16 protein-coding genes are annotated in these 19,710 nt (G+C 69.8%); 9 read left to right on the plus strand and 7 right to left on the minus strand.

Going from position 1 to position 19,710, the window contains the following annotated elements; genetic code table 11:
• Positions 1–67 precede the first annotated feature (67 nt).
• Together AB0F77_RS15800 and AB0F77_RS15805 are read left to right on the plus strand one after the other, a co-directional pair.
• On the plus strand, positions 68–1,345 hold the full coding sequence (locus AB0F77_RS15800) for an MFS transporter (protein ID WP_361947618.1): 1,278 nt from the start codon (positions 68–70) through the stop codon (positions 1,343–1,345).
• Positions 1,346–1,465: 120 nt separating this feature from the next.
• Complete coding sequence (locus AB0F77_RS15805; protein ID WP_361947621.1) at positions 1,466–1,978, plus strand: hypothetical protein; 513 nt, start codon at positions 1,466–1,468, stop codon at positions 1,976–1,978.
• A gap of 106 nt (positions 1,979–2,084) precedes the next feature.
• On the opposite strand, the gene AB0F77_RS15810 is transcribed toward AB0F77_RS15805, so the two are convergent.
• On the minus strand, positions 2,085–3,527 hold the full coding sequence (locus AB0F77_RS15810; RefSeq protein WP_361947624.1) for a CCA tRNA nucleotidyltransferase: 1,443 nt from the start codon (positions 3,525–3,527) through the stop codon (positions 2,085–2,087).
• A 254-nt stretch (positions 3,528–3,781) separates the two neighbouring features.
• On the opposite strand from AB0F77_RS15810, the gene AB0F77_RS15815 reads away from it, so the two are divergent.
• The 7 genes from AB0F77_RS15815 (at position 3,782) to trxA (ending at position 13,558) form a co-directional block, all read left to right on the plus strand.
• Complete coding sequence (locus AB0F77_RS15815) at positions 3,782–6,145, plus strand: DUF6049 family protein (protein ID WP_361947627.1); 2,364 nt, start codon at positions 3,782–3,784, stop codon at positions 6,143–6,145.
• Between the two features lie 47 nt (positions 6,146–6,192).
• A complete protein-coding gene (gene murJ / locus AB0F77_RS15820; RefSeq protein ID WP_361947630.1) occupies positions 6,193–8,511 on the plus strand; it encodes a murein biosynthesis integral membrane protein MurJ in 2,319 nt (772 codons plus the stop codon).
• 118 nt (positions 8,512–8,629) lie between these two features.
• On the plus strand, positions 8,630–10,354 hold the full coding sequence (locus AB0F77_RS15825; RefSeq protein ID WP_361947633.1) for a protein kinase family protein: 1,725 nt from the start codon (positions 8,630–8,632) through the stop codon (positions 10,352–10,354).
• Positions 10,355–10,381: 27 nt separating this feature from the next.
• On the plus strand, positions 10,382–11,107 hold the full coding sequence (gene sigM / locus AB0F77_RS15830; RefSeq protein WP_361947636.1) for an RNA polymerase sigma factor SigM: 726 nt from the start codon (positions 10,382–10,384) through the stop codon (positions 11,105–11,107).
• Entirely contained in the window at positions 11,104–12,045 is a 942-nt protein-coding gene (locus AB0F77_RS15835) for a hypothetical protein (protein WP_361947639.1), read from the plus strand. The genes sigM and AB0F77_RS15835 overlap by 4 nt, the downstream gene beginning before the upstream one ends.
• A gap of 170 nt (positions 12,046–12,215) precedes the next feature.
• Entirely contained in the window at positions 12,216–13,184 is a 969-nt protein-coding gene (trxB, locus tag AB0F77_RS15840; protein WP_361947641.1) for a thioredoxin-disulfide reductase, read from the plus strand.
• A 41-nt stretch (positions 13,185–13,225) separates the two neighbouring features.
• Positions 13,226–13,558 carry a thioredoxin gene (gene trxA / locus AB0F77_RS15845; protein WP_361947644.1) on the plus strand — a complete coding sequence of 111 codons (333 nt, stop codon included), beginning with the start codon at positions 13,226–13,228 and terminating at the stop codon, positions 13,556–13,558.
• An 80-nt stretch (positions 13,559–13,638) separates the two neighbouring features.
• On the opposite strand, the gene AB0F77_RS15850 is transcribed toward trxA, so the two are convergent.
• From AB0F77_RS15850 to yidC, 6 genes are all read right to left on the minus strand, one after another.
• Positions 13,639–14,256 carry a GNAT family N-acetyltransferase gene (locus tag AB0F77_RS15850; protein ID WP_361947647.1) on the minus strand — a complete coding sequence of 206 codons (618 nt, stop codon included), beginning with the start codon at positions 14,254–14,256 and terminating at the stop codon, positions 13,639–13,641.
• Positions 14,257–14,579: 323 nt separating this feature from the next.
• Positions 14,580–15,686 (minus strand): ParB/RepB/Spo0J family partition protein, encoded by a 1,107-nt coding sequence (locus tag AB0F77_RS15855; protein ID WP_361947650.1) that lies wholly within the window; start codon positions 15,684–15,686, stop codon positions 14,580–14,582.
• Positions 15,683–16,756, minus strand: a complete 1,074-nt coding sequence (locus AB0F77_RS15860; protein WP_361947768.1) for a ParA family protein — start codon at positions 16,754–16,756, stop codon at positions 15,683–15,685. The genes AB0F77_RS15855 and AB0F77_RS15860 overlap by 4 nt, the downstream gene beginning before the upstream one ends.
• 278 nt (positions 16,757–17,034) lie before the next feature.
• Positions 17,035–17,751, minus strand: a complete 717-nt coding sequence (rsmG, locus tag AB0F77_RS15865; protein ID WP_361947653.1) for a 16S rRNA (guanine(527)-N(7))-methyltransferase RsmG — start codon at positions 17,749–17,751, stop codon at positions 17,035–17,037.
• Positions 17,752–17,867: 116 nt separating this feature from the next.
• Positions 17,868–18,380 carry a R3H domain-containing nucleic acid-binding protein gene (locus AB0F77_RS15870; RefSeq protein ID WP_361947656.1) on the minus strand — a complete coding sequence of 171 codons (513 nt, stop codon included), beginning with the start codon at positions 18,378–18,380 and terminating at the stop codon, positions 17,868–17,870.
• 15 nt (positions 18,381–18,395) lie between these two features.
• Positions 18,396–19,709 (minus strand): membrane protein insertase YidC, encoded by a 1,314-nt coding sequence (gene yidC / locus AB0F77_RS15875; protein WP_361947659.1) that lies wholly within the window; start codon positions 19,707–19,709, stop codon positions 18,396–18,398.
• Between the last annotated feature and the right edge of the window lies 1 nt (position 19,710).

Raw genomic sequence — 19,710 nt, forward strand, 5'->3', positions numbered from 1 at the left:
CCAGGGCGAATGAGGGTCCCCGGGTTCCACGGCCCGGGGACCTTCCCCATGTGTGAGGCTGTGCCCCATGCCCGTCGTCCGTGACCTGCGCGTCCTGCTCCGCCTCCGGGACTTCCGCCGTCTGCTCGCCGTACGTCTGCTCTCGCAGGGCGCCGACGGCGTGTACCAGGTCGCGCTCGCCACCTACGTCGTCTTCTCCCCGGAGAAGCAGACCTCGGCCGCCGCGATCGCCTCGGCGATGGCCGTGCTGCTGCTCCCGTACTCGCTCGTCGGCCCCTTCGCGGGGGTCCTGCTCGACCGCTGGCGGCGCCGCCAGGTCTTCGTGCACGGCAATCTGCTGCGCGCCGTGCTGGCGTCGGCCACCGCGGTGCTCATGGTCAGCGACGTCCCCGACTGGCTGTTCTACGTCTCCGCGCTCTGCGTCACCGCCGTCAACCGCTTCGTCCTCGCCGGTCTGTCCGCAGCGCTGCCGCGGGTGGTCGACGCCGAGCGCCTGGTGCTGGCCAACTCGATCTCCCCGACCGCCGGCACGCTCGCGGCGACCGCGGGCGGCGGTCTCGCCTTCGTCGTCCGGCTCGTGGTGTCGGACTCCGACGCCGCGGTGGTGCTGCTGGGCGCGGCGCTGTACCTGTGCGCGGCGCTGGCGTCGCTGCGCATGGCCCCGGACCTGCTCGGCCCCGACCTGGCACCGGCGCGGCCACGGCTGGGGGCGACGCTCGCCGGCACCGCACGCGGTCTGCTGGCCGCCGTACGCCACCTCGGCTCGCCCCGGCGCCGGGAGGCGGCCTGGGCGCTGTTCTCGATGACGCTGATGCGCTTCTGCTACGGCGCCCTCCTGGTCCTCCTGCTGATGCTGTGCCGGTACGCCCTGTCCTCCGACACGGACGACGGGCTGCGGCTGCTGGGGCTCGCGCTCGGGGTCTCCGGGGCGGGCTTCTTCGCGGCGGCCGTGGTGACGCCCTGGACGGCGGGACGGCTCGGGCCCGGCCGCTGGATCGTCGTCTGCGCGGCCGCCGCCACGGTGCTGGTGCCCGCCCTGGGACTGCCCTTCGCCGTGGCCCCCCTGCTGACCGCGGCGTTCGTCCTCGGGCTGATCACCCAGGGCGCGAAGATCTCCACGGACACGATCGTGCAGTCCGCCGTCGAGGACGGCTTCCGTGGCCGGGTCTTCTCCGTCTACGACGTGCTGTTCAACGTGGCCTTCGTCGGCGCGGCCGGTGTGGCTGCCCTGATGCTCCCGCCGGACGGGCGCTCGGCGGTGCTGGTCATCACAGTGGCGTTGATCTATGGAGTGGTTGCTGTGTTTATGGCCCGCTTTGAACGCCGGAGACTGTCACAGCAGTGACACAGCGAACCCCTGGGACAGGGCGTTGTCAGTGGGAGCCGTTAACTTACGTGCGTCTTATCTCACGAGGTGCGCGGCCGTTTCCGTCCCGCGCGCCAAAGTTCCAGGGGGGACTTCCAAGTGACTACTCCGCCGCCGCCCCAGGGGGCCAACCCGTACGCCCAGACGCCGCCGCCTCCGCCGCCGGCCGGGCAGCAGCCCTACGGGCAGCCGGGGCCGGGCGTTCCGCCGCAGCAGCCGTACGCGCCGTTCCCGAACCAGGGGGCGCCCGGAGCGCCCGTTCCGCCGCCGGCCCCGGCCAGGCGCGGCAGCAAGAAGGCGCTGCGCATCCTCGGCGTGATCGTCGTCGCCGTCATCATCGGTCTGGTGAAGTTCGGCGCCGGCTGGTTCTTCACGCGGGACGACGCCGAGACGACGTCGGTGGGCTCCTGCATGCACAACAAGGGCTCCTACAGCAGCCCCGACCTCAATGAGGTGGACTGCTCGTCGGGCGACGCCCAGTACAAGGTGGTCCAGAAGTTCGACGGCTCCACCGACACCAACAAGTGCGAGACCGTCTCGGACGCCACGATCTCCTACGTCCAGTACGGCGGGGGCCACGATGTGGTGCTGTGCCTGAAGGAGACGAAGTAACACCGGAGCAACCCTGAGCAACAACGACGGAGGGCCGATGTTTCACGTGAAACATCGGCCCTCCGTCGTGGAGGAATCGGGGTCATGTTTCACGTGAAACATGACCTCAGTCCTGCTCGACCCACCACTCCTTGAGCGCCGACACCGCCGCGTCATGCTCCAGGGGCCCGTGCTCCAGCCGCAGCTCCAGCAAATGCTTGTAGGCCTTGCCCACCATCGGCCCCGGACCGACCCCCAGGATCTCCATGATCTGGTTGCCGTCCAGGTCCGGGCGGATCGCGTCGAGCTCCTCCTGCTCCTGGAGCTGAGCGATGCGCTCCTCCAGGCCGTCGTAGGCCCGTGACAGCGCGGTCGCCTTGCGCTTGTTCCGGGTCGTGCAGTCCGAGCGGGTCAGCTTGTGCAGCCGGCCGAGGAGCGGGCCGGCGTCGCGTACGTAGCGCCGGACCGCCGAGTCCGTCCACTCGCCGGTGCCGTAGCCGTGGAAGCGCAGGTGGAGTTCGACCAGACGTGAGACGTCCTTCACCAGCTCGTTGGAGTACTTCAGGGCCGTCATCCGCTTCTTGGTCATCTTCGCGCCGACCATCTCGTGGTGATGGAACGAGACCCGGCCGTCCTTCTCGAAGCGGCGCGTGCGCGGCTTGCCGATGTCGTGCAGCAGCGCGGCCAGCCGAAGGGTGAGGTCGGGGCCGTCCTCCTCCAGGGCGATCGCCTGCTCCAGGACGATCAGCGTGTGCTCGTAGACGTCCTTGTGCCGGTGGTGTTCGTCACGCTCCAGGCGCAGGGCCGGCAGCTCGGGCAGGACACGGTCGGCGAGCCCGGTGTCGACCAGCAGCGCCAGGCCCGTGCGCGGGTGCGCGGAGACGATCAGCTTGTTCAGCTCGTCCCGGACCCGCTCGGCCGAGACGATCTCGATGCGCCCGGCCATCTCCTTCATCGCGGTGACGACCTCGGGGGCCACCTCGAAGTCGAGCTGGGCGGCGAAGCGCGCGGCGCGCATCATCCGCAGCGGATCGTCCGAGAAGGAGTCCTCGGGTGTGCCCGGCGTGCGCAGCACCCGCGCCGCCAGGTCCTCCAGGCCCCCGTACGGGTCGACGAACTCCTTCTGCGGCAGCGCCACGGCCATCGCGTTGACGGTGAAGTCCCGCCGGACGAGGTCCTCCTCGATGGAGTCGCCGTAGGACACCTCGGGCTTGCGCGAGGTGCGGTCGTACGCCTCCGACCGGTAGGTGGTCACCTCGATCTGGTAGCCGTCCTTCTGGGCCCCGGCGGTGCCGAAGGCGATCCCGACCTCCCACACGGCGTCCGCCCACGGCCGCACGATCTTCAGTACGTCCTCGGGACGGGCGTCGGTGGTGAAGTCCAGGTCGTTGCCCAGCCGGCCGAGCAGCGCGTCCCGGACCGAGCCGCCGACCAGGGCGAGCGAGAACCCGGCTTCCTGGAAACGGCGGGCGAGATCGTCGGCGACGGGGGCCACCCGCAGCAGTTCGCTCACCGCGCGCTGCTGCACCTGGCTCAGAGTAGAAGGAGTGTCTTCATTGGCGTTCGGCACAACAGAAAAGAGTACGTGCCCCTGACGTCCCGAAGCGCCTCCATAAAGAGGGGAGGGACGGCCCACCGCATACCCCGACAGGAGCCGCTCTCGGGACGTACGGACACGCCGCCCTCGATACCGGACAAAGGGTGTGCCGAGCTGCTGTCTCCCGATCTTGGGTGCCGGACCGTGGCACTTCCCCTCCGCGCGCATCGTTACCATGCGTGGACGCACATTCCTACGACCACTGACGACGAGGGACGGACGAGCGCGTGGCCGACGCGGCAGACTTCCAGGGGACCGGTCCCTCACCTGCCCGCCGCTGGCTGCGGCGCACCGGGGCGCTGTGCGCCGGAGCGCCCCTGCTGGCGGGTCTGCTCCAGCTGCCTGCCGCCACACCGGCACAGGCGGCCTCCACGGGCACGGTGGCCGTGGCCGTGGACTCCCTGAGCCCGACCCTGCCCTCGGACGGGGACACCCTGACCGTCGCGGGCACGGTGACCAACAAGGGCAAGCGGTCGGTCACGGACGCCCACGTGGGGCTCCGCCTCGGCTCCCGGCTGACCACCCGCTCGGCCGTGGACCAGGTCGCCGGCGGCTCCGACGAGGTGCGCGCGGACGCCGGCGACGAGGTCGGCGGCAAGTACGTCCAGAACTTCGACAAGCTCTCCCCGGGCGTCTCGCAGCGCTTCAGCATCTCCGTTCCGGTCGACAAGCTCGACCTCGGCCAGGACGGTGTGTACGAGTTCGACGTCTCCCTGTCCGGCGAGACCTCCGCGCAGCCCTGGGAGCAGGTGCTCGGCGTCCGCCGGACGTTCCTGCCCTGGCAGCCGGGAGAAGCGGGCACCACCACGCGGACGACGTACCTGTGGCCGCTCGTCTCCCCCGTCCACATGACGGCGAAGACGGGGGCCGGGGAGCAGCAGACACCCGTCTTCCTCGACGACGACCTCGCCCAGGACCTCGCTCCCGGCGGACGGCTGGCGCAGATGGTGGCGCTCGGCAAGGACCTGGACGTCACCTGGGTGATCGATCCCGACCTGCTGGCGTCCGTGGACGCGATGACCCGCAGCTACCGCGTCCAGGGCGAGGGCGACACCACCACGGCCGGCACCCAGCAGGCCGTCGCCAAGCAGTTCCTCGCGGACCTCCAGAAGGCCGTGGCGGGCCGCGAGGTCGTCGCCCTGCCCTTCGCCGACCCGGACCTGGCCTCCCTGGCCCACAACGGCACGAGCGTCACCGGCTCCCTGAGCCACCTCAAGGACGCCTCCGTCGTCGCCGCGACCACGGTCAAGTCCGTGCTCCACGTCACACCGACCATGGACTTCGCCTGGCCCGTGAACGGAGCCGTCGACCCGTCGATCATCAAGGTCGCCACCTCCGCGGGCGCCGACAAGGTGATCGCCCGCAGCGACAGCCTCCGGGAGAGCAACAGCCTGTCCTACACGCCGTCCGCGGCCCGTCCGATCGGCGGCGGCACCACCGCGGTGGTCGCCGACGCACGGCTGTCGCGGGCGTTCGAGGGCGACCTCACCAAGGGCGGCCCGGCCACGCTCGCCGTGCAGGAGTTCCTGGCCCAGAGCCTGGAGATCAACCTCCAGACCGACGAGCAGCGCAGCATCGTGGTCGCGCCGCAGCGCATGCCGTCCGCGGGCCAGGCCCACGCGATGGCCGAGGCCGTCATGGCGCTCCAGAACGGCAACTGGTCCGAGTCGCAGAACCTCACCGAGGCGGCCAGGGCCAAGCCCGACTCCGGGGCGAGGACCCGCGTCCCGTCGACGTCGGCCTACCCCTCGTCGCTACGCAAGAAGGAACTGCCGCGCTCGGCCTTCGAGCAGATCGCGCGGACGCAGGACAAGCTCGACAACTTCCAGGTGGTCCTCAGCGACCGCTCCCGGGTCGTGACCCCCTTCGGGCTCGCCACGAACCGCGACATGTCCACCTCCTGGCGCGGCAGGCCGCGCGAGGCGGCCGTCTTCCGCAGCGGTGTGGAGTCCTGGCTGGACGACCTCACCCACCAGGTCAAGCTGATCGACAAGTCCGAGACCAAGCTCTCCGGACGCAGCGCCACGATCCCGGTGACCGTCCAGAACAACCTGGTGCAGGGCGTCGACCACCTGGTGCTGCGACTCAGCTCGACGATGCCGAAGCGCCTCAAGGTCGGCGGCAAGGTATACGCGGAACAGCCCGTCACCGTCTCCGGCGGACACAGCCAGTCCGTGAAGTTCAGCACGTCGGCGAACGCCAACGGCCGTGTGACGGTCATCGCCCAGCTGTACACGCAGGACGGCCAGGAGTACGGCGACGCGGTGCAGTTCGACGTGAAGGTCACCGAGGTCACGCCCACGGTGATGCTGGTCATCGGCGGCGGTGTGCTGCTGCTCGTCCTCGCCGGCTTCCGGATGTACACGCAGCGCAAGCGTGCCGCGGCCCGGCAGGCCGAGGACGAGGGTGACGGCGGCGCGGGGGAGGAGACCGAGGGGCCGCAGGACCCCGAGGGCCCCGCGGATCGCCGGGAGGAAGAGTCCGACGCCCGCTCCCGGGCAGACGACCCGGAGCAGCCGAGTGACCCGACACCGGACACCGCACCGGAAAGCACCGACCCGTCCGGCACGGGTGAGAGAGTGGACCGTTGAGCGATGTCGTGGCCGGTGGGCCCGGGGACGATGAGGTGGGGTAATCCATGAACGCGCCGTACGACGGTGACCGTGGCCAGGCCGCGGCCGGCTCGGGGTACCCCGAGCCGCCGCCCGAGCCCGGCCAGGTGCCGCCGCAGCACGCGGCGGACATGTACCTCCAGGACGCCTACGACGACGATCCGTACCGGGCGCAGGACCTCTCCGCCCAGGACCCGGTCGCCGAGGCGCTCTACGACCGGTCCGCGCATCCGCCGCCGCCTCCGGGGACGTACCCGCAGCAGCCGCTGTACGGGCGCCCCGAGCAGTCGCCGTACGCCCCCGACCCGCACGTGTGGGCGCAGACCCCGGCGCCCGAGCCCGCGGGCCCGACGCAGCACCTGCCGTACGGCGAGGACCCCCGGACGACCCAGTTCGTGGGGGTGGACGACCTGGTGACGCACTCCGGCGAGGAGCGGCACGAGCCGGACGCGTTCGCCCACCTCTTCCGCGACCAGCAGCAGGGCGGCACACGCCCGTCCGTGGAGTCCCCGGCCGTGCCGGGCCCGGCGGGCGCTCCCGGCCCGCAGAGCGGCGCACAGGGACCGGCCGGTCAGTACCCGTACCCGGGGAACCCGAACCAGGGCGGGGCGTACGCCGCCGCGCCGTACCCGCCCGCGCCGGGCCCGTCCGCATCTTCGCCCGCCACGGCCCCCGCCGCTCCGGCGGCACCTTCCGCCCCGGCGGCGCGCAAGGGCGGCAAGGCGGGCGGTCTGCTGAAGTCCAGCGCCCTCATGGCCGCGGGCACGATGGTCTCCCGTCTGACGGGGTTCATCCGCTCGGCGATGATCGTCTCGGCGCTCGGTGTCGGTCTGCTCGGCGACACGTTCCAGGTCGCCTACCAGCTGCCGACGATGATCTACATCCTGACCGTCGGTGGTGGTCTCAACTCCGTCTTCGTGCCGCAGCTCGTGCGCGCGATGAAGGAGGACGAGGACGGCGGCGAGGCGTTCGCCAACCGGCTGCTGACGCTGGTGATGGTCGCGCTCGGCGCGCTCACCGTGCTCGCGGTCGCCGGCGGCCCGTTGCTGATCCGCCTGCTGTCCGACCCGGTCGCCAGTGACCCGGCGGCCAACCACGTCGGCGTCACCTTCGTCCGCTACTTCCTGCCCTCGATCTTCTTCATGGGCATCCACGTGGTGATGGGTCAGATCCTCAACGCGCGGGGGAAGTTCGGCGCGATGATGTGGACCCCGGTCCTGAACAACATCGTCATCATCGTGACGCTCGGCACGTTCATCTGGGTCTACGGCACCGCCGCGAACTCCGGCATGAAGGTCACCAACATCCCGCCGGAGGGCCAGCGGCTGCTCGGCATCGGCGTGTTGCTGGGTCTGGTCGTGCAGGCCCTGGCGATGATCCCGTACCTGCGGGAGACGGGCTTCCGGCTGCGGCTGCGCTTCGACTGGCGGGGCCACGGCCTCGGCAAGGCGGCCACGCTCGCCAAGTGGACCGTGCTGTTCGTCCTCGCCAACCAGGCGGGCGCCATCGTCGTCTCGCAGCTGTCCACCGCGGCCGGCAAGGCGTCCCCCGTCGACGGCACCGGCTTCGCCGCCTACGCCAACGCCCAGCTGATCTGGGGCCTTCCGCAGGCCATCATCACGGTCTCCCTGATGGCGGCCCTGCTGCCGCGCATCTCGCGCTCCGCGGCCGAGGACGACGCGGGCGCCGTCCGCGACGACATCTCTCAGGGCCTGCGGACGACGGCGGTGGCGATCGTGCCCGTGGCGTTCGGCTTCCTGTCGCTCGGCATCCCGATGTGCACCCTGATCTTCGGCTCCTCGGGCACCAGCGAGGCCACCAACATGGGGTACATGCTGATGGCCTTCGCCCTCGGCCTGATCCCGTACTCGGTGCAGTACGTCGTCCTGCGCGCCTTCTACGCGTACGAGGACACCCGCACCCCCTTCTACAACACGGTCATCGTGGCCGCGGTGAACGCCGGCGCCTCGGTGGCCTGCTACTTCGTGCTCCCGGCCCGCTGGGCGGTCGCCGGCATGGCGGCCTCGTACGGTCTCGCCTACGCCATCGGCGTCGGTGTCGCCTGGCGCAGGCTCAGCAAGCGGCTCAACGGCAATCTCGACGGCGCCCGGGTCACCCGGACCTACGCCCGTCTGTGCATCGCCTCCGTGCCGGCCGCGCTGCTCAGTGGCGCCGTCTGCTACGGCATCGGACACAGCCTCGGGCAGGGTGTCGTCGGCTCCTTCGCCGCGCTGGTGGCGGGCGGGGCCGTGCTGCTCGGCGTCTTCTTCGTCGCGGCCCGCCGCATGCGCATCGAGGAACTCAACTCCCTCGTGGGCATGGTGCGCGGGCGTCTGGGACGCTGAAGCGGGGGTACGCGCACAACCATCGTCCGTCGTCGTGTGTCGTGCATAGCGGCGGACTGTGGGCACAATTGGTTTCGGCGTCGGACAGCGTGCAACGGATGGGGAGGCAGGGACGACGGTGGCGGAACGGAGCACGGCTGCCGTCGACGTGGCAGACAACAGTGGCGACAAGCCGCTGACCGCCAAGGCGGACCAGGCCACGGCCGACGGGGTGGCCCAGAACCCGGAGCGGGACACGGAAAGCGACGAGGTACAGGGAAACAACGGGACCGGGGGGTCCGGGAAGAAGACCTCGCCTCCCGAACTGCACAGCGGTCACAAACTCGCCAGACGCTACCGCCTTGAGGAGTGCGTCACCCGTCTGGACGGATTCAGCAGTTGGCGCGCGGTGGACGAGATGCTCCGCCGTGCGGTCGGCGTGCACATCCTGCCCGCCGACCACAGCCGGGCCCGTACGGTCCTGGCCGCGGCCCGCTCGTCCGCCCTGCTGGGCGACCCGCGGTTCGTCCAGGTCCTCGACGCCGTCGAGGAGAACGACCTCGTCTACGTCGTGCACGAATGGCTGCCCGACGCCGTCGAGCTGACCGCGCTGCTCTCCGCGGGCCCACTGGAGCCGCACGACGCCTACCAGATGGTCAGTCAGGTCTCCTCCGCCATGGCAGCGGCCCACCGCGAGGGCCTCGCCCATCTCCGCCTCAACCCGAACGCCGTGCTGCGCACGTCGACGGGCCAGTGGCGCATCCGCGGCCTCGCGGTGAACGCCGCGCTGCGCGGCGTCGGCTCGGACACCCCGCAGCGCACGGACACCGAGGCGATCGGCGCCCTGCTGTACGCGGCGCTGACCCAGCGCTGGCCGTACGAGAGCGACGCCTACGGCCTGTCCGGGCTGCCGAAGGACATCGGTCTGATCGCGCCGGACCAGGTGCGGGCGGGCGTCCACCGCGGGCTGTCGGAGCTGGCCATGCGCGCCCTCGCCAACGACGGCGCCACCGCCTCCCGGCACGAGGCGGCCTGCACCACACCCGAGGAGCTGGTGAAGGCGATCGGCGAGATGCCCCGCATCCGCCCGCCGGAGCCGACGTTCGCGGCACCGCCCGAGTACCAGCGCACGACGTACCAGCAGGGCACCTACGGCCGCACGCCGACGCCTCCCGGTGCGGCCCAGCCCATCCAGCCCCCGCCGGCCCCGCTCCAGAGCCGTACCGGCAAGGCGCTCAAGTGGGCCGTCTCGGCCCTCCTCATCGCCGCCCTGGGTCTGGGCAGCTGGCAGCTCGCGGACGCCCTGATGGACCAGGGCGGCACCCCCGACGACACGAACAACACCCAGATCACGGACGGCGGCGACAAGAACGGCGACCAGGCCAGGCCGCTCACCACGTTCAAGATCCGGGGCGCGCAGGAGTTCGTCGCGGAGGGCGACGCCCAGCACCCGGGCGACGTCGCCAAGACCTATGACGGCGACCCGTCGACGACTTGGCGGACCAAGACCTTCACCGGTGGTCCCTCGATCCCGCCGTTCAAGCCGGGTGTGGGCATTGTGTACGACCTGGGCTCGGCCAAGGAACTCTCCGCGGCCAGCATCGGGCTTCGCTACGCTGGCGACCACACCACGGTCGAGCTGTACGCGTCCGACTCACTGACACCGCCGTCGCTCACATCGCTGGAGAAGATCGGCAGCGTCAAGACGACCGGCACCACCGCCGCGGTCAGGCTCAGCAAGCCCGTGAAGACCCAGTACGTCCTCGTGTGGCTCACGGCCGTACCGCGCTCGGGCGCCGATCCCTCGTCCTACAGCGGCGCCGGATTCAAGCAGGCCATCACCGAGGTGAAGTTCACGGGCTGACATCACACCGGAGGCGGAGGGGGTCAGATGGCGCAGGGCGCCGGATTCGACGGAGTGAGCGATCAGGATCTGCTCGCCCGGCACGTCGAGGGTGACCCCGATGCCTTCGGTGAGATCGTGCGGCGCCATCGGGACCGGCTCTGGGCGGTGGCGCTGCGCACGCTGGGGGACCGCGAGGAGGCCGCCGACGCAGTGCAGGACGCCTTGGTGTCCGCGTACCGGGCCGCCCACACCTTCCGGGGCCAGTCGGCCGTCACCACCTGGCTGCACCGCATCACCGTGAACGCCTGTCTGGACCGCGCCCGCAAGGCCGCCTCCCGGAAGACCGCTCCGGTGGACGACACCGAGCGCCTCGAACAGCTCCTGGAGCCGCACGAGTCGGCCTCGGCGCCGGCCGAGCGCAACGACCTCCACCGCCAGCTCCTGGAGGCCCTGGGCACCCTCCCGCACGATCAGCGGGCGGCCCTCGTCCTGGTGGACATGCAGGGCTATCCCGTCGCCGAGGCCGCGCGGGTCCTCGATGTCCCCGTCGGGACGGTCAAGAGCCGCTGTGCGCGAGGCAGAGCCAGACTGCTCCCGCTCCTCACCCATCTGCGGCCGGAGAAGGCCGGCGAGGGAAAGGAGCGGGACCCGGTGCGGAACCGGGCGCAGGGGACATCCGTCCCACCCGCAGCGGGTCCTCGGAACGACGGGCCCCGGGGCACAGGGCCGAGTGATTCAGCCGCAGTGAAGGGCGGAGGTGGGCGAGCGTGACTTCCACGACAGATATGACCGGGCACCCGGACGTCGCCGAGATCTCCGACCTCGCCGAGGGCATTCTTCCTCCGGCCCGGACCACCGAGGTACGCGCGCATCTGGACGACTGCGCCCTCTGCGCGGACGTCTACACCTCCCTGGAGGAGATCCGCGGGCTGCTGGGCTCCCTGCCCGGACCGCCGCGGATGCCCGACGACGTGGCGGGCCGGATCGACGCCGCTCTCGCCGCCGAGGCCCTGCTGAGCGCCTCCGCTCCCGAGACGGCGGACACCTCGGCTCTGGTCTCCGTCTCCCCCGCGCTGTCCGACGAGGACACCGAGGCGCATGTTTCACGTGAAACATCGGCTCCCACGGACCGGCCTGCCGGACGCCCGCAGGCGGCGACCGGCCCCGGACGCAAGGACCGTCGGCCCGGCCGGCGCCGTCGGACGGTTGTCCTGGGTGCCGTGCTCACCGCCGCCGTCCTCGGGGCAGGCTCCTTCTTCCTTCAGTCACTCGGGGACGACACGTCCCACCCGACGGCTCAGGGCACGCCGACCAGTGCCTCCGGAACCTTCTCCGGCAGCCCGCTCAAGAGCGAGGTGACCGGCCTCCTCTCCACGCGGCAGCACTCCCAGCGCGGCTCGGACAGCGGACGACCCCGCACGGACATCGAGTCGGAGTCCACCGGCCCGCAGACGAGCGAGGGCGCGAACACCTTGATGGAGCCCTCCGTCACGGTCCCGGAGTGCGTGCGGCAGGGCATCAACCGTGAGGGTGACGTTCTGGGCGCGAAGAAGGGGACGTACAACGGCAAGGACGCGTACCTCGTTGTGCTGCCGGACGCGTCGGACAGCACGCGGGTGACGGCCTATGTCGTCGACATGGCATGCGTGGGCCGGGAGCCGATGCTCCCGGGGAAGGTCCTGTTGTCACAGTCGTTCGCCCGTTCCTGAGGCGTCCTCGATCCGTCCTCGATCCCGGCGAAGGCACATACCGGGTAGGGACCTCGTGCGCCCGGGCACACCGGGAATGCGGGCCCCGTAGGATCCGTTGGGTGGGGTGAGAGCTTCGAAAGAGGCTCGCACCGGTCGACTGACGCAGACCAGAGACGAGGAACCAAGCCGTGAGCGACGTCCGTAACGTGATCATCATCGGCTCCGGGCCCGCCGGGTACACGGCGGCGCTTTACACCGCGCGCGCGTCGCTGCAGCCTCTGGTGTTCGAGGGGGCTGTCACCGCGGGCGGTGCGCTGATGAACACCACCGAGGTGGAGAACTTCCCGGGCTTCCGCGACGGCATCATGGGTCCCGACCTCATGGACAACATGCGCGCCCAGGCAGAGCGCTTCGGCGCTGAGCTCGTCCCGGACGACGTTGTCGCCGTCGACCTGAGCGGTGAGATCAAGACCGTCACGGACACCGCGGGCAAGGTCCACCGTGCGAAGGCCGTCATCGTGACGACCGGCTCGCAGCACCGCAAGCTCGGTCTCCCGAACGAGGACGCCCTGTCCGGTCGTGGCGTCTCGTGGTGCGCGACCTGTGACGGCTTCTTCTTCAAGGACCAGGACATCGCCGTGATCGGTGGCGGTGACACCGCGATGGAGGAGGCCACCTTCCTCTCGCGGTTCGCCAAGTCCGTGACCATCGTCCACCGCCGGGACACCCTGCGCGCCTCCAAGGCGATGCAGGACCGCGCCTTCGCCGACCCGAAGATCAAGTTCATCTGGGACAGCGAGGTCGCCGAGATCCAGGGCGACCCGAAGCTCGCGGGCCTCAAGCTCCGCAACATCAAGACCGGCGAGCTGTCCGACCTTCCGGTGACGGGCCTGTTCATCGCGATCGGCCACGACCCGCGGACCGAGCTGTTCAAGGGTCAGCTGGACCTGGACGAGGAGGGCTACCTGAAGGTGGACGCCCCCTCCACGCGGACCAACCTGACCGGCGTCTTCGGCGCCGGCGACGTGGTCGATCACACGTACCGCCAGGCGATCACCGCAGCCGGCACCGGCTGCTCCGCTGCTCTCGACGCCGAGCGCTTCCTCGCCGCCCTCACGGACAGCGAGAAGGCCGAGCCCGAGAAGACCACCGTCTGATCCCCCTTCTCCCCACCCCTCGACCGAGTTAGGAGCCCGCCGTGGCCGGCACCCTCAAGCATGTGACGGACGATTCCTTCGAGCAGGACGTCCTCAAGAACGACAAGCCTGTCCTGGTGGACTTCTGGGCCGCCTGGTGCGGTCCGTGCCGCCAGATCGCCCCGTCCCTGGAGGCGATCGCCGCGGAGTACGGCGACAAGATCGAGATCGTCAAGCTGAACATCGACGAGAACCCGGGCACGGCCGCCAAGTACGGCGTCATGTCGATCCCGACCCTGAACGTCTACCAGGGTGGGGAGGTCGCCAAGACCATCGTCGGCGCCAAGCCGAAGGCAGCGATCGTCCGCGACCTCGAGGACTTCATCTCCGAGTAGTGGGTACCGCCGTCACTCCGACGGGCGCATGTTTCACGTGAAACATGAAGGGCCGACCCGGAAGGGTCGGCCCTTTCTTGTCACAGCGGCCGAAGCGCTGGTTCCTTCTGTACGGCCCCCAAGAGCCGGTCCAGGGCCATCTCCACGTCTTCCTTCCACGAGAGCGTGGTACGCAGCTCCAGCCGCAGCCGCGGGTATGTGGGATGAGGCCGTACGGTCTTGAAGCCCACCGCCAGCAGATGGTCCGCCGGCAGCACACACGCGGGTTCCTTCCAGCGGGCGTCCCCGAACACCTCGATCGCCCTGAAGCCGCGCCGCAGCAGATCCTTGGCGACCGTCTGGACCATCACCCGGCCGAGCCCCTGCCCCTGATAGCCGGGCATGATGAACGACGTCATCAACTGCACCGCGTCGGACGCCACCGGGCTCGTCGGGAACGCCATGGAGCGGGGGACGTAAGCGGGCGGGGCGTAGAGCACAAAGCCCACCGGTACGTCGTCGACGTACACCACACGGCCGCACGATCCCCAGTCCAGCAGGACCGAGGAGATCCACCCCTCCTTCTCCACGGCGGCCCTGCCCGCTCTTACCGCGGCCTCACCACTGACCGGGTCCAATTCCCAGAAGACGCACGAGCGACAACGCTGGGGAAGGTCCTGAAGGTTGTCCAGCGTGAGCGGTACGAGCCGACGGCCCATGAAGGCTGTTCCTCGCTTCCTTCGCCCGCGGCACCGCGGGCTGCCGACAGAGCGCTCCGTTCCCTGAGCAGACTGCCGACGAATCCGCCGACGGCGCCCAGTCCCAGACCCGCGCTCACCAGTCCGGTGCGGCTCATCGTTCGCATGGCCCCCGCCTCCCCCTCAGAGGTGCTGCCAGGTGGACGCGCCATACCTGCTTCGCATCGTATCCACGAAGGGATTCCACTGATACCGCCTGAAAGCAAAGAGCGGATCGTGTTCCGGTACACACCGGACACGACCCGCTCCGCCGCCCGATCGGGGCGATGGCCAACGGCCGATGCTCAGTCCTCGGCGTCCTCGACATCTTCGGCGTCCTCGTCGGGGAGGGCGCCCTGGAGGACCGGCCCCTCACCCGGGGCGAGCGTGCCGAGGATCCGCTCCAGGTCGTCCATGGAGGCGAACTCCACGGTGATCTTGCCCTTCTTCTGGCCGAGGTCGACCTTCACCCGCGTCTCGAAGCGGTCCGAGAGACGGGAGGCGAGATCGCTCAGCGCCGGGGAGACACGCGTCCCCGCACGGGGTCCCTTGGCCCGCTGAGCCGTCTGGGGACGCGATCCCATGAGGGTCACGATCTCCTCGACGGCACGCACCGAGAGGCCCTCGGCGACGATCCGGTGGGCCAGCCGGTCCTGCTCCTCCGAGTCCTCCACGGACAGCAGCGCCCGTGCGTGTCCGGCGGACAGCACCCCGGCGGCGACCCGGCGCTGCACCGCCGGCGAAAGCTTCAGCAGACGCAGCGTGTTGGAGACCTGCGGACGCGAGCGACCGATGCGGTCCGCCAACTGGTCATGCGTGCAGTTGAAGTCCTTGAGCAACTGGTCGTAGGCCGCCGCCTCTTCCAGCGGGTTCAGCTGCGCGCGGTGCAGGTTCTCCAGGAGCGCGTCCAGGAGGAGCTTCTCGTCGTCCGTGGCCCGCACGATCGCCGGGATCGCGTCGAGCCCGGCCTCACGGCAGGCCCGCCAGCGCCGCTCGCCCATGATGAGCTCGTAGTGCCCGTTGGCGATCTGCCGTACGACAACGGGCTGGAGGAGGCCGACCTCCTGGATCGAGGTGACCAGTTCCTGCAGCGCGTCGTCGTCGAAAACCTCACGGGGCTGACGCGGGTTGGGTGTGATCGAGTCGAGGGGGATCTCGGCGAAGTAGGCGCCCATGGGCGGGGCGGGAGTCTCCGCGACGCCGTTGACCGACTGCTCCTCGGTTTCCTGCGGAACCGATGTCAGCGTGGTCACCTTCGCCGCGGCCACCCCGCGATCGGTCGCGAGGATCGGCACCGCCGCCGGCGACGCGGGTGCCGCACCCCCCACAGCGGCCGATGCCGGGTTCTTGTCGGTCGGGCCCGGGATCAGCGCGCCGAGACCACGACCCAGCCCCCTCCGTCGCTCACTCACTGAAGCCCCTCCACCATGTTCGGATTGCCCTGGGCGCCGATGTGGGCCTGCGTCGGGTCGTAATGGATGCCGACACCCCTCAGCGCGATTTCTCGTGCCGCCTCAAGATAGGAGAGGGCACCGCTCGATCCTGGATCGTAGGTCAGCACCGTCTGCCCATAGCTCGGCGCTTCGGAGATACGGACGGAGCGGGGAATGCTCGTCCGCAGCACCTCCTCGCCGAAGTGGCTGCGCACCTCTTCCGCGACCTGGGAGGCGAGACGCGTCCGGCCGTCGTACATGGTGAGCAGGATGGTCGACACATGCAGGTCGGGGTTGAGGTGCCCCCGCACCAGGTCGACGTTGCGCAGCAGTTGGCCCAGTCCCTCCAGCGCGTAGTACTCGCACTGGATCGGGATGAGGACTTCGGCTCCGGCCACCAGCGCGTTGACCGTCAGTAGGCCGAGCGACGGCGGGCAGTCGATGAGGATGTAGTCCAGCGGCTGCTCGTACGCCTGGATCGCGCGCTGGAGCCGGCTCTCTCGTGCCACCAGGGACACCAACTCGATCTCGGCACCGGCGAGATCGATCGTGGCCGGGGCGCAGAAGAGACCCTCGACATCCGGAACCGGCTGGACGACCTCGGCCAGTGGCCTGCTCTCGACCAATACGTCGTAGATCGAGGGCACTTCGGCGTGGTGGTCGATTCCCAACGCGGTGGATGCGTTGCCCTGCGGGTCGAGGTCGATCACCAGGACACGAGCGCCGTGCAGAGCCAGCGAAGCGGCAAGGTTGACGGTCGTCGTCGTCTTGCCCACGCCACCCTTCTGGTTGGCGACCACCATCACGCGGGTCTGCTCGGGCCGTGGCAGGCCCTCACCGGCACGACCCAGTGCCTCCACCGCCAGTTGGGCAGCACGACCGATGGGAGTGTCGTCCATCGGAGGCGGTGTTTCACGTGAAACATCCGCCCCCATCGACTCGGTACGGGGACCGGGGACCGGATCGGTCATCGGTCCCGCGATGTTGGCGTCGGACCGCAAGGATTCACTCTCCTCGACTTCAGGCTCGCAATGAACAGAGCCTCCCATGCCTCCGGGGTCGCGAACCAGTGAGGCTTGTTGTTCTGTGGAGAAATCCACCTCTGTGGACAACTTCGATGCCCCTCCGAGTGACCCAAGAGGCTTCCGGTCTCGCGGTTCGGCCGCAGCCCGGCCGCGACTGATGATGCCGTGCAGGAGTGAGCGACGTTTCACGTGAAACACGATGCACAGCGACCGCGGCCCGAACGTCGCGACACTCCGGGTTGCGCGGGTTTGGCAGCTTGTGTGGAGTACGGATGCGAAGTGACGGTGACGACCCGGACGGATCAGCGACGTCGGCGTACCCGTCCCGTGCGGGCGGCCTTCGCCCGCTTGGCCGCGAAACGCACACCGCCCGGGCTCTCCCCGACCTCGACGCGTACAACGGTCGACAGCGGGTCCACCACGCCCTCGCCCACATGCAGGATGGACGTGGCCACCGCACCCAGCTTGCTCAGTGCCGTACCTGCCGCCTTCAGCTCCTCTTCGGCCGTGTCCCCCTTCAGGGCGAGCATCTCGCCGTAGGGCCGCAGCAGCGGGACGCCCCAGGTGGCCAGCCGGTCCAGCGGAGCCACGGCGCGGGCCGTCACCACATGCACCGGCGGCAGGGTGCCCATGACCTCCTCGGCGCGGCCACGGACGACGGTCACATGGTCCAGGCCCAGCAGCTCCACGACCTCCGTGAGGAACGTCGTACGCCGCAGCAGGGGCTCCAGGAGGGTGATCTTCAGGTCCTCGCGGACGAGCGCCAGCGGGATGCCCGGCAGGCCCGCACCGGAGCCCACGTCGCAGACCGTGACCCCCTCGGGGACGACCTCCGAGAGCACGGCGCAGTTCAGCAGGTGCCGTTCCCACAGACGGGGAACCTCCCGCGGCCCGATCAGACCGCGCTGCACGCCCGCCTCGGCGAGCAGCTCCGCGTAGCGAACCGCGTCGGTGAAGCGATCACCGAACACTTCCCGCGCCTGTTCGGGCGCAGAGGGGAGCTCCGCTGCCTCCGTCACGGGGACCGTCCTTCCGTACAGCGCCGGGCGTATCGCGCACCGGCCACAGACCTACAGGCTGACAAAGTACGGCCCCGTCTGCGCAACAGACGGGGCCGGTGGAACGCGAATGCCGATCAGGCAGGCAGTACGACGACGAACCGCTGCGGTTCCTCGCCCTCCGACTCGCTGCGCAGTCCGGCGGCCTTGACCGCGTCGTGCACGACCTTGCGCTCGAACGGGGTCATCGGGTCGAGCTTGACCGGCTCGCCGGTGTTCTTGACGTCGGCGGCGGCCTTGGCGCCCAGCTCGGACAGCTCGGCGCGCTTCTTGGCGCGGTAGCCGGCGATGTCCAGCATCAGCCGGCTGCGGTCTCCGGTCTCCCGGTGCACGGCCAGGCGGGTCAGCTCCTGGAGCGCCTCCAGCACCTCGCCGTCCCGGCCGACCAGCTTCTGCAGGTCACGGCCGCTAGCGTCGCTGATGATCGACACGGAGGCGCGGTCGGCCTCGACGTCCATGTCGATGTCACCGTCGAGATCGGCGATGTCCAGCAGGCCTTCGAGGTAGTCCGCCGCGATCTCGCCCTCCTGCTCCAGGCGGGTCAGGGTGTCTGCACCCTCGGCAGCGGCGGAGGTGGTGCCTTCCGTCACGGGATGGACTCCTTCTTACTTCTTGGACGGGGACTTGGGCCGCTGCGGGCCCTTGCGCTGACCGGACTGGGCCTTGCTGCGGCCACTGCTGCCGGGCTTCGCGGGCTGCTGCTTCGCGACCGGCTTGGCGTCCTGCGGCTCGGCCTTCTGCGGCGCGGCGTCCTCGGGCTCGTCGGACTTGGTGAGCGAGGTGACCGGCTCGGCGTCGTCGGCCGGGCGGGAACCGCCACCGGCCTGGCGCTGGGACTTGCTCTGGCGCTTGGGCTGCTGGCGCCGGGGGGCGGCCGTGGCCGTGGTCGTCGTGCCCGTGCCGTCCTCGGCCTGGGCGGCCGCCTGGCTCTCGCTCTTGATCACCGTGCCGTCGGCCTGAGCGGCGAGGCCCACCTTGCCGAGACCGGTGATGAACTTGCGCTCGAACTCGTTGCGGTCGCGGCCCTTGCTGACGATCGCCTTGACGATGGCCTTCTCGCGCCGGTTGCGGGTCTTGCCGTGGTGCGAGACGTGCTTGGTCAGGCGCTCCAGGTAGGCGGCCTGGGCCTTGGAACCCGGGGTCGGGTTGTTGTGGATGACGTACATCTGCTGGCCCATGGTCCACACGTTGGTGGTCAGCCAGTAGACGAGGACACCGACCGGGAAGTTGATGCCGAAGACGGCGAACATGACCGGGAAGACGTACATCAGCATCTTCTGCTGCTGCATGAACGGGGTCTTCACCGTGGTGTCGACGTTCTTCGTCATCAGCTGGCGCTGCGTGTAGAACTGCGACGCCGACATCAGCACGATCATGATGGCGGTGACGACCCGGACGTCGGTCAGGGAGGCACCGAGCTGGGCGACCTTGTCAGCGTTGTCCGTGAACTTCGCGGCGAGCGGGGCACCGAAGATGTGCGCCTGACGAGCGCTGGCGAGCAGCTGGTCGTCGATGACGCCGATCGTCTTGCCCGTCGCGATGCCGTTGAGCACGTGGTACAGGGCGAAGAAGAACGGGGACTGCGCCAGGATGGGAAGGCACGAGGAGAGCGGGTTGGTACCCGACTCCTTGTACAGCTTCATCATCTCTTCGGACTGGCGCTGCTTGTCGTTCTTGTAGCGCTCCTGGATCTTCTTCATCTCGGGCTGCAGGGTCTGCATGGCCCGGGTCGCCTTGATCTGCTTCACGAAGAGCGGGATCAGGCAGATACGAATCAGGATCACCAGGGACACGATGGACAAGCCCCAGGCCCAGCCGGTATCGGGACCGAAGATCTTCCCGTAGACCGAGTGGAACTGGACGATGACCCATGAAACGGGTGTCGTGATGAAGCTGAAGAGGCTGGCAATCGTGTCCACT

The sequence above is a fragment of the Streptomyces sp. NPDC026672 genome (genome assembly GCF_040638185.1).
In the GTDB taxonomy this organism is placed as follows: domain Bacteria; phylum Actinomycetota; class Actinomycetes; order Streptomycetales; family Streptomycetaceae; genus Streptomyces.